The 19,159-nt window shown below is 27.8% G+C and carries 17 protein-coding genes; 15 read left to right on the top strand and 2 right to left on the bottom strand.

Going from position 1 to position 19,159, the window contains the following annotated elements; translation table 11 throughout:
* Positions 1-130 precede the first annotated feature (130 nt).
* Entirely contained in the window at positions 131-895 is a 765-nt protein-coding gene (locus B3W71_RS02400) for a MerR family transcriptional regulator (protein ID WP_346887330.1), read from the top strand.
* A 93-nt stretch (positions 896-988) separates the two neighbouring features.
* On the opposite strand, the gene B3W71_RS02395 is transcribed toward B3W71_RS02400, so the two are convergent.
* Positions 989-2,719, bottom strand: coding sequence for a WG repeat-containing protein (locus B3W71_RS02395; RefSeq protein ID WP_346887329.1), 1,731 nt, complete (start codon positions 2,717-2,719; stop codon positions 989-991).
* A gap of 340 nt (positions 2,720-3,059) precedes the next feature.
* Between B3W71_RS02395 and B3W71_RS02390 the strand changes: the two genes are divergently transcribed.
* The 14 genes from B3W71_RS02390 to B3W71_RS02325 all read left to right on the top strand — a co-directional run bounded on the left by B3W71_RS02390 (position 3,060) and on the right by B3W71_RS02325 (position 17,690).
* Entirely contained in the window at positions 3,060-3,737 is a 678-nt protein-coding gene (locus B3W71_RS02390; RefSeq protein ID WP_346887328.1) for a cytochrome c biogenesis CcdA family protein, read from the top strand.
* A gap of 9 nt (positions 3,738-3,746) precedes the next feature.
* On the top strand, positions 3,747-4,337 hold the full coding sequence (locus B3W71_RS02385; RefSeq protein WP_346887327.1) for a TlpA disulfide reductase family protein: 591 nt from the start codon (positions 3,747-3,749) through the stop codon (positions 4,335-4,337).
* 145 nt (positions 4,338-4,482) lie between these two features.
* Positions 4,483-4,812, top strand: a complete 330-nt coding sequence (locus B3W71_RS02380) for a helix-turn-helix domain-containing protein (RefSeq protein WP_346887326.1) — start codon at positions 4,483-4,485, stop codon at positions 4,810-4,812.
* Between the two features lie 111 nt (positions 4,813-4,923).
* The gene (locus B3W71_RS02375) at positions 4,924-5,181 is read left to right on the top strand and encodes a hypothetical protein (protein ID WP_346887325.1); all 258 of its coding nucleotides are present in this window, start codon (positions 4,924-4,926) and stop codon (positions 5,179-5,181) included.
* Positions 5,182-5,478: 297 nt separating this feature from the next.
* On the top strand, positions 5,479-5,898 hold the full coding sequence (locus tag B3W71_RS02370) for a hypothetical protein (RefSeq protein ID WP_346887324.1): 420 nt from the start codon (positions 5,479-5,481) through the stop codon (positions 5,896-5,898).
* Positions 5,899-6,034: 136 nt separating this feature from the next.
* Positions 6,035-7,834, top strand: a complete 1,800-nt coding sequence (gene pepF, locus B3W71_RS02365) for an oligoendopeptidase F (RefSeq protein WP_346887323.1) — start codon at positions 6,035-6,037, stop codon at positions 7,832-7,834.
* Between the two features lie 280 nt (positions 7,835-8,114).
* A complete protein-coding gene (locus tag B3W71_RS02360) occupies positions 8,115-9,434 on the top strand; it encodes an MATE family efflux transporter (RefSeq protein ID WP_346887322.1) in 1,320 nt (439 codons plus the stop codon).
* A gap of 125 nt (positions 9,435-9,559) precedes the next feature.
* A complete protein-coding gene (locus B3W71_RS02355) occupies positions 9,560-10,387 on the top strand; it encodes a MerR family transcriptional regulator (protein WP_346887321.1) in 828 nt (275 codons plus the stop codon).
* A gap of 104 nt (positions 10,388-10,491) precedes the next feature.
* Positions 10,492-11,046, top strand: coding sequence for a histidine phosphatase family protein (locus B3W71_RS02350; protein WP_346887320.1), 555 nt, complete (start codon positions 10,492-10,494; stop codon positions 11,044-11,046).
* A 141-nt stretch (positions 11,047-11,187) separates the two neighbouring features.
* Positions 11,188-12,138 carry a hypothetical protein gene (locus tag B3W71_RS02345; RefSeq protein WP_346887319.1) on the top strand — a complete coding sequence of 317 codons (951 nt, stop codon included), beginning with the start codon at positions 11,188-11,190 and terminating at the stop codon, positions 12,136-12,138.
* A 133-nt stretch (positions 12,139-12,271) separates the two neighbouring features.
* Positions 12,272-12,943, top strand: coding sequence for a response regulator transcription factor (locus tag B3W71_RS02340; protein ID WP_346887318.1), 672 nt, complete (start codon positions 12,272-12,274; stop codon positions 12,941-12,943).
* Between the two features lie 39 nt (positions 12,944-12,982).
* On the top strand, positions 12,983-14,041 hold the full coding sequence (locus B3W71_RS02335; protein ID WP_346887317.1) for a sensor histidine kinase: 1,059 nt from the start codon (positions 12,983-12,985) through the stop codon (positions 14,039-14,041).
* 903 nt (positions 14,042-14,944) lie between these two features.
* Positions 14,945-15,715 (top strand): ABC transporter ATP-binding protein, encoded by a 771-nt coding sequence (locus B3W71_RS02330; protein WP_346887316.1) that lies wholly within the window; start codon positions 14,945-14,947, stop codon positions 15,713-15,715.
* Positions 15,705-17,690, top strand: coding sequence for an ABC transporter permease (locus tag B3W71_RS02325; RefSeq protein ID WP_346887315.1), 1,986 nt, complete (start codon positions 15,705-15,707; stop codon positions 17,688-17,690). Before B3W71_RS02330 ends, B3W71_RS02325 begins: the two co-directional genes overlap by 11 nt.
* 370 nt (positions 17,691-18,060) lie before the next feature.
* On the opposite strand, the gene B3W71_RS02320 is transcribed toward B3W71_RS02325, so the two are convergent.
* On the bottom strand, positions 18,061-18,852 hold the full coding sequence (locus B3W71_RS02320; RefSeq protein WP_346887314.1) for a lipid II flippase Amj family protein: 792 nt from the start codon (positions 18,850-18,852) through the stop codon (positions 18,061-18,063).
* Positions 18,853-19,159 lie beyond the last annotated feature (307 nt).

The raw sequence follows: 19,159 nt of genomic DNA, 5'->3' as shown, positions 1-19,159 counted from the left end.
GCATTCTGACTTACTTATTTTTGAAGATGCCTAGGATAAACAAATTTTAAAGTTATAAAAATAGTATAAAAAAGTTGTTGACATTCACGTTGCGTAAAGCTGTATAGTTATTATTAAGAGGAGTGAGAATATGGAATATACAGTGCAAAAGCTAGGAAAGTTAGCAGGAATTAGTACGAGGACCCTTAGATATTATGATGAAATAGGAATTCTTAAGCCGGCAAGAGTTAATTCATCTGGATATAGAATTTATGGGCAAGAAGAAGTGGATAAATTACAACAAATATTATTTTATAGAGAATTAGGTGTTAGTTTAACGGATATAAAAAATATAATAAATGAATCTTCCTTTGATAGATTTAATGCACTTGTAGAACATCGTCAGAAGCTCCTTGAAAAAAGAAATCAAATAGATTTATTAATAGCTAATGTTGAAAAGACAATAGCTACTAAAAGAGGAGGAATTAAAATGAGTAATAAAGAAAAGTTTGAAGGATTTAAACAGAAACTGATAGATGAAAATGAAAAGAAATATGGTAAGGAAATACGTGGAAAATATGGTGAAGAAGAAATAAATAAATCCAATGCAAAGTTAAAGGGAATGTCAGAAAAAGAGTATGCTGAAGTAGCAAATCTAGCAGAAGAGGTTATGAGTACTCTAGAGGCAGCTTTTAAAACTGGAGATCCATCTGGAGAGTTAGCTCAAAAAACAGCTGAATTACATCGTAAGTGGATAAGTTACTATTGGAGTAGCTATAGTAAGGAAGCTCATGCAGGTCTTGCACAAATGTACGTAGATGATGAAAGATTTACTGCTTATTATGATGCAAAGCAACCAGGGATGGCAGCTTTCTTAAGAGATGCTATATTCATCTATACTGGAACTAACAAATAAAATAATCTAAGACAAAAACACACTTTAAAAAGGCTGTCTCAAAGTATTATAAGGTAAACTTAAGTAATACTTTAGAGATAGCCTTATTTATTGCTAATTAAATGAATTATAAAAGCTCCCTTTTTTACAAAGTAGGTGATCTATATCTTTAAAAGGAATTTTAAAGGTAACAAAACCAGCAACATAAGGTGCTATATCGTAAGGTGGAAAGTATATATAGAGATTATTTTCATCTACATAAAAGTTTTGATTACTTGTAATACCTTTAAAGCCATCTTCATATACATAAGAATATTGAGGGTCAGTTTTTATCATATTTCTAATAATACTATTTAATTCATTTACCCAATTGGTAGTACAACTAAATAAATCAGAGATAGAATAAAACTCACCAGTTTTTAAGTTAATATTTGGTGTACTTCTAGTAGTTAAGCCATGAGCAGCACCAAAGGGATAGTTGTAGGTATTTATTTCAGGAATATATAAATCCTTTTTAAAGAACAAAGTTTCAAAATTACCATATAGGTTATAATCTAAAACTGCATTGTTACTGACAGCTTTAAGTGCTGATAGTTCTCTTAGTTTTAAATTGATATTTTCTGATACTGAAGAAGGAGTAGCTCCTTGAATTTGTGGGTAATATACTAAATAATCTATATTAGGCTTATACTTAAGCTGTATCACAGTATATTTATCATTTAAATTAACTCGATTATTAGGTTTATAAATTATATCGCCTTGCTTACTAATATAATAAGGAATATTATCTATATTAGCGTAGATTATATTACATTGAAAATCTAAGGTACCACTACCTTTAACTATAGGCAGATTTCTTGATATTCTACCATTTGGCTCTATAAAGAAACTATTTTGAATATCGTAGGCAGAAGCTAATCCATCTTTAAAATTTTCTATGTGTAAAAATTTGAAATCTGTAAGAGTAGTACCTTTGTTATTACCTAATGAGTATATATTATTCATAAAAATATTATTGTTGTTTCCACGAGAAAGACCGAGGGCAAATCTATTTTCTCCAACATATCTTATGTCATCATAAATAAAGGGATATACAATATGATCAGATAAAGTTATAACACCATAGTTACCTAGAGAATTAGGAGAAGCGCTCACCACCATATATCCATCCTTTACAGGAGAGGCAGAGGTATATTTAGGCTTTATAAGAACACGACCATATATGTCTACATATCCTATAAGTCCTTCTAGAGTTTCAGAAAAAGTAAATACATCTTCATTATAATTATCTACAAATTTATAAGGAAAGGTGGTAAATACTGATCCTCTTTTATCAATTACCTTATAGGTACCATTATGGTCTTTGACTAATGCATAATTATTTTTAAAATCGCTACCTTCCACATAATTTGGTGGAATAACTTCATTTCCATCCCTATCTATATAACCATAAAGATATTCACCTGTGGGGGTTTTAGTACTAACAAGAGCTAAGGAGTCACTATAACTATCTACAAAGGTATAGGGCTTTTTGGTAATTGTATTTCCAAATTCATCGATAACTCCCATAACATCTCCTTGTACATATACAGCTCTAGATTCTACAAATGGTTCTATAGAATCATATACAGGTTGAACTACATATTCTCCGTTAGTATTAATAACACCACAATGGTCATATTTACAAACAATAGCTAATTTATTTTCATTGAAGTTTGTTGCGCTAGAAAAGGTAGGTGATATAATAAATTTTCCATCAGAATTAATATATCCATAGAAGCTTCCATTCTTTGTATTTGTTAGAGCAGGATATAAATCTACACAAGATTTTTTAAAATCACTCATAAATACACTCCTATTTATTACTTAATATTAGTGTATTTAAATCTATTTAATATGTTTCAATGAACTTATAAAGTTATGCATATAAATAAAAATTAATTATTAGATTTATATGCATTATAATAAGAGATTACTAAAAAGTTACTAATTGAAAGTAATAATATATAATGATATATTTATTACTAAGTGAAATTGAACTTCAGATAGAAATTCATCTCATACTGAAGTCCATTAATTAAATTTATACCTTAAAGGACCAATGCCATTGTTATTTTAAACCTTTATGGAGGATGAATGCTATGGGAACTAGGTATCAAACAAATAATATTGAAGGGAGTAGGTTATGGAATATATTTTATTATTTTTAGAAGGAATTATAACTTTCATATCTCCGTGCATTTTGCCAATGCTACCTATATATATTTCTTATTTTGCTGGAGATAATAATTTAGAGAACAAAAGTAAAAATAATGCTTTAATAAATGCTGTAGGATTTGTAATTGGTTTTACAATAGTATTTACTGTACTGGGAACATTAGCAGGAACCTTTGGAAGCTTTATTAGGAATTACTATACACTACTAAATATAGTAGGTGGAGGAATAATAGTTATATTTGGACTAAACTACATGGGAGTTCTTAGAATTTCATTTTTAGAGAGAAGTTTTAAGATGGATGTTAAAATAGATTCCCTTAAATTTATATCTTCAATTTTATTTGGAGTAGTTTTCGCTATTGGATGGACACCTTGTGTAGGTACATTTTTAGGTTCGGCACTTATGATCGCTGCTAATAGTCAACATATTTTCAAGGGAGCCTTAATGTTATTTGTTTATAGCATAGGTTTAGGAATACCTTTTATTATGTCAGCTATTTTGATAGGTAAGTTAAAAGAAACTTTAGATTTTATAAAAAGAAACTATAAAATAATAAATAGAGTTTCTGGAATAATTCTTGTGATAATAGGAATTGCAATGATGACAGGACATTTAAATAAAATACTTTCAATTTTAAGTTTTTAGGAGGAAGTTATGAAAAATAAAAATATAATTTTATGGGTAATAGGCTTCATTATATTTTTTATAGTAGTATATTTAGGATATAATGAATTATCATCTAGATATGAAAAAAATAAAGATAACGAAAATAAAGAAATAACTGAAAATATTCCTAAAGATAAAGGAAGTAATACAGATAACACAAAGGTGGAAGCTCCAGATTTTACAGTATATGATGAGGAAGGAAACCAAGTTAAACTATCAGATTATAGGGGTACGCCTGTAGTAGTGAATTTTTGGGCTAGTTGGTGTGACTATTGTAAAAGTGAAATGCCTCACTTCAAAGATGCAGCTGATAAGTATGGAGAAGATGTTAAGATATTAATGGTAAATATGACAGATGAGCAAAAAGAAACTGTAGAAGTTGCTAAGAAATTCATGGATGATAATGGATATGACATGACTACATTATATGATAAGGATTTAGATGCTGCTATGAAGTATAAAATTTCAGGTATACCGAGAACTGTTTTTATTGATAAGGATGGATTTATTGAGATAGATAGGATTGGAGTAGTCAATGAAGAATATTTAAATAATATGATAGCAAGAATTAAGAAATAGATAATAACATTAACAATTAGTGAAGAAAATCCATTGGGGGTAGCTAAAGAAAAATCATACAGGTATAATAGATACTTAATAGCATATACTTATTTAAATTATATGAGAGATTTTTAAGAAAGGTATATACTAAAGGAGAGAAGTTATGTTTGTAGTAAATGATGAAGAATACCACTGCCCAGTGGAGGCTTTAGCTAATATTTTAGGAAAGAAGTGGGTAGCTAATATAATTTGGTCACTGAGAGAAGATCATAAAAGATTTGGAGAATTGAAGCGTCGTATGAAGGGATGCAGCCCCAAAATGTTATCTCAGCAGCTAGAGCTACTTATAAACAGTGGAATTATAGATAATGAAAAAGAAGTAAACAATAATCAAGTTGAATCAATTTATTATCTTACAGCTAAGGGAAAATCCTTACTTCCAACTATTGAACAAATGGTTTTATGGGGTGAAGAACATTTACCTTGCAAATAGAATTTGAATATAAAGTAAAACTTATGTAGAACTATGAAAATTTTAGCTCTTATATCTGTAAGGCTGGCATGTTATAGTGTTTAGATATGAGATAAAAAGGAGAAAGCTAAAATGAATAAAATAAAATTAAGTTTAAATAAGCTTTCTAATCTACTATTTTATATGGGAATACTTTTAGGTGTCATAGGTTATTATCAAATTTACAAGGTAAGAGCTACTTTGCCTCCAGGAGTATGTCCTATAGATAATAATAGAGGATTAATTATAATAGCGGCATTGACGCTAATTAGCTCTGTAATAACTTCTGTTTTATATGAAAGAAATTTAAAACAAAAATTCAAAAAGAACGATATAAAGAGGATATCTTAAGGTTAAAAACTATCTTTAATTAGAAATTGCATTAAACTGAGGCATCTGAAAATAAATAATAAGTCAAAGATGGGAAGTATATTTTGAGTTANNTTATTTTTTGAAGATGCCTAAAGTGTAATTCAGTAAAATTAAAGGTACTAAGCCATTAAGATATCCTTTTATAATGAAGTTATATATAAATTTATATTTTAAAGTGGTAATAAAATAAGTATAATATTTACTAGTAGGAATAATTAGGATAACTTATTGTCATAGGTAAGATAGTATATATAACAAGATTAAGAGGAGCTTAGAATGGAAAACTATATAACTAAAGAGAATGGCTTTTATAATGATATGGAAAATCAGGATGAATTAAATAAATATAAAGCAGATGTAGATGAAGCAATTAGAGCTATAATTAATAAAGGAGATAGACTGTTTTTTGCTAATGTAGTAAAGGTAGCAAATATTACTAACATAATCGTCTTCAAACACCCTGAATTAAGAGGATACATATTAGAAAAAATAAAAATTTCCAAGGAAATTCAAGATATAAATAAAAAAATAGATAGAGCTGTAGCAAGGCTAACTAAGGGAAATAAAAAGATTACCTTTATTGCTTTAATGAATAGTTGTAGATTTAATGCTGATCATATATATAGTAATCCTTATATAAAGGAAAGAATTAGAGCAGCTGTTCTTGAAAATATTAAAAAGTTTTATAAAAGTTAATAGATTGTAGATAGTATTTAAGCACATATTTAAGGAAGTATATTTACAAACTATATATATATTAGTGTATAATAGTAATACATAGGAAAAACTTTACAGCTAAGTAAATACTAAAATAATAATATGGAGGTGCAATATGGCAGCAATGGAGAAGATAAAGACAAGAGACGAAGTAGAAGAAAAATATAAATGGAAAGTAGATAAGATGTATGCTACTGATGGTAAATGGGAAGAGGATTTCAAAAAAATAAAGGAAAATACGCCAAGTCTTTTAGAATTTAAAGGTAAACTTAATGATGGAGTTGAGCTTTTAAATTATTTACACAAGTATGAAGAACTAGCAAGTTTATATGAGGATTTAGTGGTATATGCTCACTTAAGAAGTGATGAAGATAAATCTAACTCTAAGTATCAAGTTATGATGGATAAAATATCTACCTTCGGAGCAGAATTTAGTGGAGTAATATCATTTTTCCTTCCAGAATTATTATCTATGGAAGTAGAAGATGTTAAAAAGCTTATAGAGAACACTGAGGGATTAAAACATTATGAAATATATATTACAAATATTTTTGAAGGAAAACCTCATATTTTAAGTGAAGTAGAAGAAAATATATTAGCAAATGTAAGTGATTGCTTAAGTGCACCAAGTAATATATTTACTATGCTTACTAATGCAGATATGACTTTCCCCAAAATAAAAGACGAAGAAGGAAATGAAGTAGAGCTTACAGCTTCAAATTATTCTATATTCATAGCAAGTAAAGATAGGAAGGTTAGAGAAGAAGCTTTTAAGGCATTATTCAATACCTATAAGAAGTTTGAAAATACCATATCTAATTCCTATACTGCTTCTGTAAAGAATTTTATTTTTGAAAGTAAAATTAGAAAATATAATTCTTGCCTTGAAGCATCCTTAAAACCTAATAAAATTCCAGTAGAAGTATATAAAAATGTAGTAGGTACAGTTAATAAAAGAATAGATTCTCTTCATAGATATGTGGAGTTAAAAAAGAAACTACTTAATTTAGATGAGATTCATATGTATGACCTGTATGTACCAATTATAGATGCACCAAAGTTTAATATAGCTTTTGAAGAAGGTGTAAAGCTTTGTGAAAAGGCTCTAGAACCAATGGGAAAAGAATATATAGATATCTTCAATGAAGGAGTTACAGAAGGCTGGATTGATGTTTATGAGAATAAAGGTAAAAGAGGTGGAGCTTACTCTAGTGGAAGCTATACTTCTATGCCATATATTTTATTAAACTATAAAAATCAAGTAAATGATGTATCTACTTTGATTCATGAGATGGGTCATAGTATCCATTCCTATTATTCAAAACATAATCAGCCATTTACTTATGCAAATTACGAGTTATTCTGTGCAGAAGTGGCATCTACTACTAATGAATGTTTATTAATAGACTATTTAATAAAGAACGAAACAGATAAAGCTAAAAGATTATATTTAATAAATCAACAACTTGAAGGAATTAGAACTACTGTATTTAGACAAACCATGTTTGCTGAGTTTGAGTTAATTGTCCATGAAAAGATGGAGCAGGGAGAAGCTTTATCTAGTGATGATTTATGCAAAATTTATCATGATTTAAATGTTAATTATTTCGGAGATGCTATGGTGGTAGATAATGAAATTGACATTGAATGGGCAAGAATTCCTCACTTCTATAGAGATTTTTATGTATATCAGTATGTAACAGGCTTTGCAGCCGCTAACTCCTTCTATGAGAAAATCCTTCATGAAGGTAAAGAAGCTGTTGAGAAATACAAAGGTTTCTTAAAAGCAGGATGCAGTGATTATCCAATAGAGATATTAAAGAAGGCTGGAGTAGATATGACTACACCAAAACCATTAGAAGATACGATTAATAGGTTTGATAAGCTTTTAGCTATGCTTGAGGCAGAGCTATAAGTAGGATTGTATAAAAGAGAATACTGAAAAATGGATTGAACTATGTGAAATGTTTTTCAGATCATAGTAGTAAATAAAAATGGTTTCAAAGTGATGATGCACTTTGAAACCATTTTTTATTAGTAGATATGAGGTCTTATAATATTGATAAAAGTAAAAAATATTCTGCATATTGGATAAGTATATAAATTTATGGATATATTTGAAAAAGGTATTGACTCTATACTAAGGATAGACTTTATTATGGATAAGGTAACATAAAAAAGAAGGAGAATAAAGTATGGAAAAAGAGAATAGATTAAAAGAGTTTTTTAAGTATGCAGTGCCTTCTGCACTTGCCATGTTTATATCATCTTTATATACAGTAGTAGATGGTATATTTGTAGGACAAGGTGTGGGTGATTTAGCATTAGCAGCAGTAAATATTGTGCTTCCATTTACCGTAATGCTATTTGGATTAGCTTCAATGTTTGCAATAGGTGGAGGAGCTTTAGTATCTAAAAACATAGGTGCAAAGAATATAGATAGAGCAGTAAGCATTTTTAGACAAGTATTTAAGTTTCTTTTAATAGCTAGCGGTATTATAAGTATTATATGTATTATATTTACAGAACAAATAGTAACTATGTTAGGGGCAACATCAAATTTAAAAGGGTTAGCTGTAGAATATCTAAGGTTTTATGCAATCTTTTGTATACCTAACTTAATAGGGATAGTACTAAGTAGTTTTGTTAGAAATGATGGAAGACCAAAACTTGCAATGATATCAACAATTGCAGGAGCAATAACTAATATTATATTGGATTATGTATTTATATTTAAGTTTGGATTAGGTATTAAGGGAGCTGCAATAGCTACAGGACTTGGTCAAATTGTCACAGTATCTGTATTATTGCCACATTTTATTATGAAGAAAGGTTACTTAACCTTTGGCAATGTAAGAATAAATAAAAGTGATTTAAAAGAGTTCTGCTTAATAGGATTCCCATCGTTTTTCGCCCAAGGAAGTTATTCAATAATGGTGTTAATACATAATATTGTTTTAGTTAAGTTCATTGGAGAAATGGGAATTTCAGCTTATAGTATAATTAACTATATAACAACAAATATATATATGGTTCTTTATGGATTAACTTTAGGGGTACAACCTCTTATCAGTTATAATTTTGGTAAAAAAGATGGGGAAAAAATGCTAGGGTTCTTTAAAATAACCTGTATATCTTCCACATTAATCAGTGGATTATCCGTTGTAATATGTTTTGTATTTGGGCCAACACTTATAGGGATATTCACAGCAGATCCTGTCATTGCAAACCTTGCATATATAGCACTAAGAATAGCAAGTATAAGTTATTTTGTAGTTGGAATAAATTTAAATACATTAGTTTATTTCCAAGCCTTAGAAACACCAAAGTATTCAAATTTAAGTTGTCTTTTAAGGTCTGTTATATACTTACCAATTTCATTAATACTACTTTACAAAGTGTTTGGAGCAAATGGAATTTGGGCAGGTACAATATTATCAGAAAGTCTTACATTTATAACTATAAGGATAATGGCAAATATAAAAGTAGCTACTAAAGAAGTATTAAGTGCATAGGATTTAAAATAATAAGGTAAACTGTATTCTGTAAGATAGGCACAGAAAAGATTCTGTGTTATCTTGCAGGGTGTAGTTTACCTATTTTTGAAATTTAAGATATAATGATAATGAGGTGAGAATGTATGGATACAAGATTTTCCATTGGTGAAGTATCAAAACTTCATAATATTTCTATACAAACATTGAGACATTATGACAAAATTGGATTATTAAAACCTGCATATGTAAATGAAAAGAGTAAATACAGATACTATTCAGTAAAACACTTTATAATTTTAGATTTGATAAAACAATGTAAAGCTATGGGGTTGTCCTTAGATGAAATAAAGATACTAGTAAATAATTATACTTCTATTAATTCTATTTTAGATATAATAACAAAGCAAAAAGAAATAGTAGAAGAGAAGATAAAAGAATTGAATAACATAAAAAATAACATATATTTTTTAGAGGATAGAATTCAGACAGTATTAAAAGAGGGAATAAATGAGCCTTTTATAAGATATTGTGGTGAAAGAAAATTTATAAAATATAGTAATACTCATAGATATACAGAAGAATTTGAGATAAATTTATCTAGAACATTAGGATATATAGAAGAAAAATATGGAATCACTAATAAAGAATTAGTTTTCCCAACTTCATATGAAGACTTTAAAAATCAAGAAAAGTTAACATACAATAATTTAATGATAAGCATAAATGAAAATATCGAGATAGGTGAAAAAAAAATAATTACATTAAAACCTGGAAATTATATTACAATAAATTTTGATGATGATTATAAAGATACAAGTAAATATTACAGAAAGTTAGTTGAATATATTGAAAAAAATAATATAATAGTTAGTGGAACTTTTTATGAGATATACATAATGACAAGATGTGGCATAGATAAAGAAGAAAAAGCTTTAGGACAAATTCAAATTTTAATAGATAGCAATGACTAAGTTTTAAAGAGAAATTCCTATGAGAATAAGTTTACTTTTGACATAGGAATTTTATTTGTCTAAAATGATACTGAAAAAGTTGACAATATAGGAGTGGTAGAAGAATGAAGAATATTTATCTAATTAGACATTGTAAAGCATTTGGACAACCTGCAGAGGCAGAATTAACAGAGGTTGGGATTGCTCAAGCACAAGAATTAAAAAATTATTTATTAAAATATAATATTAATTATATAGTATCTAGTCCCTATGTAAGGGCAATAAAAACTATAACACCCTTTGCAGAACATTTAAATTTAAAAGTAAATATTGATGAAAGAGTAAGAGAAAAATTATTACTACCGTATGTGGTGGAGGATTATACCCCATATTTATTGGCGGCCTATGAAGATATGGATATAAGATTTGAGGGGGGAGAGTCTTCAAATCAGGCTACTAAAAGAGCTATTGAAGCTTTAAATGATATATTAAAGCTAGAAGAGGAAAATGTAGCAGTAGTAACCCATGGAGAGCTATTTTCTTTGATAATGAGGTACTTTGATAAGGTTTCTGGATTTGATTTTTGGAAAAACTTAAGTAATCCTGATGTATATTTATTAAGATTTGAAAGTAATGATATAAATAGTATTATAGATATTAAGAGAATATGGAAGGATTAGAATTATATAAAAATTACCATAAAGAATTATGAAATAAAAATATGTATTTAAAAAGAGACTGAGTTTTAATTAGATTGTATTTTATGTTTTATATGATAAACGTGTAAATTGATATAATATACAATTACAAAGGAGATAAGAATGAAAAAGAAAATATTAAATGAGATTAGGGAAAATACTCAATTGAATTATTTAGAGAAAGAAGGTGCATTAGCAGGAACATATAGAGGATATAATATATCAATAGGAACCTTAAATAAAACATATGATATATCTTACATATATATTCCATTAAAAATACCTCAAGAGTTTAGTGTAGAAAGAATAAGTATATTTTTAAATGAATTAAGGTGTAAATATAAAGGAATATCTGTAGCAAGTTATGAAGATTATAGGATAAAAATAAACTATGCTCCTAAACTTAAAAAGCAAAATAAAACAGAAATTATTATGAATATCATTGATGAAATATTAAATTTTGCGCAAACAAATAGTTTTGTTTCATGTTGTGAAATATGTGGGGAATCCAATGTAATGGCGCCACTTATAGTAAATGGTGTTATTACATCATGTTGTGTTAACTGTAGATTAGATATGAAGAATTCTATTGCAATGAATCAGCAAACACAACGTGAAAAAAAGAGTAATATAATTGGTGGTATAGTAGGTTCATTAATTGGAGCACTTATTGGATCTATAATTTGGATTATTATATATCAATTAGGATATATAGCAGCTGTAGGTGGGTTAGCAATCGCAATATGTAGCATAAAAGGATATGAGTTATTTGGTGGAAAATTAAATTTAACAGGAATAATAATTACTTCAATTATAACTATAATGCTCGTATATTTAGCTCAACATGTATCTTTAGGAATTGATATATATAATGCCTATAAAGAATTTGATATTACTATTTTTGACGCAATAAGATCGGTACCAGAATTTTTAGCAGAAGAATCTATTATGAGACCATTCTTCACAGACTTGATTGTTGGATATATATTAACATTGATAGGATCAGTGTCATACATAAGTAGAGCTTATAAGCAAAGCAATTATAAAATAGACGTACAAGAGATTAACCTTTAATTAAAGAGTGAAAGCATAATAAATTTTAAAATGGAAAACAAATAAAATTAAAGGATTTTATTTGTTTTTTATTTAAATTAACTTTGTTAAAATAAACCCAATTAGATATAATCATAGATGAGGTGATTAAGTTATGAAAGAGAAGATTTTCATTATTGAGGATGAAGAAAAAATTAGAAGAGAGCTAGGAACTTTTCTAAGTAGGTATGGCTATGATGTTGTAACCTCTGATAATTTTGAGAATATAGTAGAGGAAACCTTAAAGGCAGAACCTAATGTAGTGTTGTTAGATATAAATTTACCTTATTATGATGGATATTATATATGTAGAGAAATAAGAAAAACTTCCAATGTACCTATTATTGTTGTAACTAGCAGAGATAGTGATATGGATGAACTAATGAGCATGAATTTAGGAGCTGATGACTTCATTACTAAACCCTATAATACTCAAATACTTTTAGCTAGAATTGCATCAATTATCAGAAGAACTTATGGTAATAGTGATATGGAGATTTTTAGTTATAAAGGACTTAAATATAATCTTTCTACTAGTGAAATAGAGTTTGAGGATAAAAAGCAAGAGCTCACTAAAAATGAAAGTAAAATTATATATGTATTAATAAAAAATAAGGGAAAGATAGTGTCTAGAGATGAGCTTATGAAATGTTTATGGCAATCTGATGAGTTTGTAGATGATAATACTTTAACCGTAAATATAAATAGATTAAGAAAAAAAATAGATGAAATAGGAGCATTTGATTACTTACAAACTAAAAGGGGTCAGGGATATATTTTAGCTTAAAATTTTAGAGTGAATTAAAGCTAGAGGAAGGAAGTTTCAATGAAATTTAAGGATTATATAAAAGAAAAAATAGTTTTTATAATTATAAATTTAATGATACTTATATTTACAGGAATTTTATTAAAAGCATTAAATGTGGATGACTATGCTATTATTTTTGTAGGGGTTTTAAACTTTATAGGTGCATCATTATTTTATATATATGATTATTGTAATAAGAGGAAATACTATAAAAATCTTTTAGAAGGGCTAAATAATCTAGACAAGAAATATCTTATTTCTGCGGTTATGGAAGAACCAAATTTCTTAGAAGGAAAGATTTTATATGAAATAATTGAACAGACAGATAAAGCAATGAATGATGAAATAGCCACTTTAAATATAAAAAATAGTGAGTATAAGGATTATATAGAACTATGGGTTCATGAGATTAAAACACCTATAGCATCTAGTAGATTAACTATAGAAAATAATCCCTCCCCTATTACTAAGAGTATAGAGGAGGATTTGGAGAAGGTAGAGAATTACATAGAGCAGGCACTGTTTTATAATAGAAGTAATAATTTAGAGAAGGATTATCTGATTAGAGAAATTAGTATTAAACAATGTATTAATACAACTATAAAAAGAAATGCAAGAGTTCTTATTGAAAAAGGAATTCAAATTCAAATGGAAAATATAGATAAAGTGGTTTATGCAGATAGCAAATGGGTGGAATTCATAATAAACCAGATCATATCTAATTCCATTAAATATATGAAGTTGCCTAAAGGTAACAAGGAAAAGCTTATGGATGAAGATGATAAAAAACAGAGCATTATTAAAATATATTGTATAGAGAAGCAAGGAGAGATTATTTTAAATATAGAGGATAATGGTATTGGTATTAGTGAAAATTCAATAGGAAAAGTATTTGAAAAAGGATATACAGGCGAAAGTGGAAGAATATTTGGAAAATCTACAGGAATAGGATTATATCTTTGTAAAAATCTCTGTAAAAAGTTAGGACTTAGTATAAAAATAACATCTAAGAAGGGGTTAGGTACTACAGTATCCATATTATTTCCTATAAATAAATTGTTAATATTAAAAGATTAACTTATATCTATTTTACTGAGAACACTCAAGTATATTGCTAATGCTATACATTAGAATATGTAACATATTTAGTAGAGTCTAATATATTAATAATATATCAATTTAATTAGTTTATTAGTCTCTATTTTTAAGGGTTTGTAAAAGTTTAATTATTAAATTACTATTAATCAAAAAAAGAGTATCAAATATATAAGCCTATTTGATACTCTTTTTTCTTTTGTCGGTATATAATAAAAGATTAAGAGTTAATATTAATTTATGATAATATCATACAAGACACGTGTATATTTATAAATATTAATAATAAATATAAAAATACTAACACAATATAAAGAGTAGTAATCTTCTAATTGTAGTTACTAATCTTTAGATTTTAGTGCCTTAAATATTTAAGAGGAACATAAATTAATAATTTTAAATACTAGATTAGTATTTAATTTTGGAAGAGACTATTAATTAAATAATAAAATTAGGTATTCTAGTAACCATATATTTTATTACAAAGTTAGTATTTTCAACTTTTAATATAAATATTCAGAAATTATAAACAGAGTTCTTTGCTTCAGAGGAGGTTTTTTTCCACTGAAGTTTAGAAATCGTTATCCAGGGACGTAGTCGCTCTTTACTCACACTTTGAATAAGATGGAGTATTAGAGCGGGTAGTGATCGGATGAGGTTAACTATAATTAATTTGCCTTGAAAAATTCATCAAAAATAGATTATAACCTTTCATATGGTTAAGAGTGATAAATCCTTGAAAAGGCTTGAATATAGTCAAATTCTTGGATCTATATTAATATAATTTTAAACATTACAAAAATGTAAGCTTTCTGTTAGGTTTTCCTATGGATGGAGATTTTCTATACAGTTAATATATAGGTATAGGGAACAGGAGGAAAGAGAATGAATAAAGAAGTATTAAAAGTAAGCAATATAGAAAAATATTATGGAAGTAATGGAAATATAACTAAAGCTATAAATAACATTAGTTTTTCTGTAGAAGAAGGAGAATTCATAGGAATAATGGGAGCTTCAGGTAGTGGAAAAACAACTTTACTAAACTGTATATCTACAATAGATAAGGTGACTAGCGGTCATATTCATATTGAAGGAAAGGATGTAACCTCAATAAACTCTAAAGGTTTAGCTAAGTTCAGAAGAGAAAATTTAGGGTTTATATTTCAAGATTTTAATTTGTTAGATACTTTAACTGCCTATGAGAATATTGCACTAGCACTAACTATTAAAAAGGAAAATCACAAAGAGATTCATAAAAAAATTGAGGAAGTTGCTAAGAGTTTAAATATAGAGGAAGTTTTAAATAAGTATCCTTATGAAATGTCTGGGGGTCAAAAGCAAAGAGTGGCATCAGCTAGAGCCATTATAACAAAGCCATCTTTAGTACTTGCAGATGAACCTACAGGTGCTTTAGATTCAAAATCTGCAAAGATGTTACTAGAGAGCTTAGAAGATTTAAATTGTAAATTAAGAGCTACTATAATGATGGTAACCCATGATGCCTTTACAGCTAGCTATGCAAATAGAATTTTATTTATTAAGGACGGAAAGATATTTAATGAATTAATTAGAGGAAAGGATTCAAGGAAGGAATTCTTTAATAAGATCATTGAAGTGGTAACTCTACTTGGAGGTGACCAAAGAGATGTATTTTAAATTAGCTGCTAGAAATTTAAAAAGAAGCTTTAAGGATTATACTATTTACTTCTTAACCTTAGTATTTGGTGTATGTATATTTTACACCTTTAACTCCATTGAAGCTCAAAGCATTTTAATGGAAGTTAGTGAAATGCATAAAAATATGTTTCATCTAATAAGCAACATTATGGGAGTAGCATCTATATTTATTTCCTTCATATTAGGATTCTTGATAGTCTATGCTAACAGCTATTTAATTAAAAGAAGAAAAAAAGAGTTTGGAGTTTATATGACTTTAGGTATGGAAAACTCTAAGTTATCCTCTTTATTATTTATAGAAACTATGATGATAGGAGTAGTTTCTCTGGGATTAGGTCTTATATTAGGAATATTTTTATCACAAGGACTATCTGTTGTTACGGCGAAACTTTTTAATGTAGACTTAACTACTTTTAAATTTATATTTTCTATGGATGCATTTATAAAAACTATTCTTTGCTTTGGAGCTATATATTTTATAATTCTTATCGTTAACTCTATTACTGTAAGGAAGGTAAGGCTAATAAATTTATTGACTTCTGCTAAGGTTAATGAAAAAGTGAAGATTAAAAATGTATGGACTTCTGTAGTGATATTCATAATTAGTGTAGTAACTATAGGTTATGCATATTACATAGTGCTTAAAAATGGAATGTCTACTATTGATAAAAATATATTAATAGCTATTGGACTTGGAGCTGTGGGAACATTCTTGTTTTTCTTCTCCCTTGCAGGATTTTTACTTAAGGTTGTTCAAAGCAGTAAGAAGATATATTTAAGAAATTTAAATATGTTTGTATTAAGACAAATTAACAGCAAGATTAATACCACATTTATATCCATGACTTTTATATGTCTAATGCTATTTGTAGCTATTTGTACTCTTTCAGGAGGACTTGGAATAAGTACAGCTATGAATGCTGAGATTAAAGACCTAACACAGTTTGATATGAGCTTTTTTGACAATGGAGGAGCAGATGTAGAAACAGTGTTAAAGGAGCACAATGTAGATGTATCAAAATATGAAGATAACTATGTAAGTTATCAGTATTATGATAGTGGCGTTAGCTATAAAGATTTTTTAAGTGAAAAGGGATTAAAGAATGGAAACAATTATTATCCTGTATCTAAGAATTTAAATATTAATGTCATGAAAGTATCTGATTTCAATAAGATAATGAAAATGATGAATAAAGAAGAAATAAGTCTTAAAGCTGGAGAGTATGCAGTTTTTGGTGATATAAGTGATATGACTAAAAATCTGCAAGAAGCTTTAGATAATGGCAGAGAAATCAGTATAGGCAGCAACAAACTTAGACCTTACAATGGAAAGGCTTTAGATGTAGTAATTTACTCTTCTATGATGAAGCATAATATTTGTACATTTTTAGTAGAGGACTCACTAGTAGAAAATCTAACACCTATTATGGGTAATTTAAATATAAACTTTAGTGATGATGGAAGTGAAATAATAAAAGCTTTAGAAGAGAATATTAGAGGGAACTATGCAGATGGAAATCTACAGACTTATTATATAATCAGGAATGAAATAATAGAACAGTCTACTGGACTAGGAGCTTTAGCTTCATATCTAGCGATATACATGGGAATCATATTCCTAATCACATCAGCAGCAGTATTAGCACTTCAACAGCTATCAGAATCTGCAGATAATACAGAAAGATATAACCTTTTAAGAAAGGTTGGAGTAGAGGAAGCTATGATAAATCACTCTATATTAACTCAAGTAGCAATTTATTTTATGATGCCTCTATCCTTAGCTATAATCCATTCCATAGTAGGACTAAAACTAGCTTCCGATATAGTAGCAATATGGGGAGGAGCAAGTATGGTAGAGCATGTATTTATTGCAGCCTTTGTACTAGTTATTGTTTATGGTGGTTACTTCTTAGCAACTTATTTAGGAAGTAAAAAGATGATTAAAGGAAATTAGATATAAGTTTAAATTTTAAAGAATATTAAAATAGTGAAACTACATGAAAATCAATCTGATTTTTATGTAGTTTTTTTAAAAGTCTATATTAATTTAATAGGTAAATTCCATTCTTACTCAACCAGGGGATTCAATAAAACCATATGTATATGGTCTTCCCATTGTCCATTAATCTTTTGATATTTTCTAGATAGGCCTTCATTTTGAAATTTGAGTTTATTTAGTACATTTAAAGAAGAATAATTATTAGGCATAACGGTAGCCACAATTAAAATAATCTAGTACCTGTTTAGCGTAGGATTCATCTATGACCTTTAAAATAAGTCTCTCTGTTTCATATATCTTATACAAAATAAACACCTCTCAACTATTAAAGAATTTTAGCTACAAATACTATTATATAAGAAGCTGGGATAAGTAATGGTAGAGCAACAAAAGTCCCAATAGTTTTACTTCCTACCATGGCAATAACACAACTACGAAAATCTTCTTCAGGACACTTACCATCCATTACATCATCAGTCATAATGGATAGATGTGGATCTATAAATATAAGCATTAGAATGGTAGCAAAACCATTTATCACTGAGGATAGGGTTATACAAGTTGCCCTTAAATCAGGAACTATGGTACCAGCATAAATTGGTGCTAAAGATCCTACTGTTAATATTGCAACTGCAATTATATTATAAATTATTATTTTTAAAGGTAACTTTTTAAAATTAATTTTAGTTATACTTTCTTTCACTGGAATTGAAATACAGTCCTTTATATAGTGAATACCTGCCTTGGAAAAACTATGGATAATAAGCTTAGGTATAGATTTATCAATAGAAAAACGGATAACACCTTTATAAAATAATCTTTGAAAAGTAGGAATTAAAAATGCACCCACTATAGTGGCTATACCAGAAACTATTATGATTAACCTAAAAAGATTTAACACATCACTTCCACCTGTACTATTTTCAACAAACTTTGTTAATAGAGGAGTTTGAAAAGTTAAAGCTGTTCTTGATACTAAAGATAATATATTAAACACAGCAAAGGTAACTGCTATTTTACCAGTTCTAACACCTACGAGTCTTACAGAGTAAGCTAATGTACCGATTATGGCAATTATAAAATTTAAAATTAAAACAATTATAATTTGAGTGCTCAAAGTTATTCCTCCATCCTACTTTCAAATATATCTATATTTTTACAACAATTAGAAATTTATTAATAGTATATATCATATTTATAAATAAAACTAGATGGTTATAATTAGGAAGTTAACTCATTGATGAGAATCACATTTTTATTCGTATAATTAAAATTAAATTTTAATTTCATAGAGAAGGTGTGTAAAGATTAATAAAGAAAGTTCATAAACAATGTGATAAAATTGTATTAAATGTAGACATTTTATATTGATACTCTTACTAATTTAAATTGGATGTTTGGAATTTTAGCTATATTTATTCTGG

Origin of the sequence: Clostridium sp. UBA1056, from assembly GCA_002316385.1 — a bacterium.
Taxonomy (GTDB): Bacteria; Bacillota; Clostridia; order Clostridiales; family Clostridiaceae; genus Clostridium_J.
This window is presented reverse-complemented; position numbering and strand designations above follow the sequence as displayed.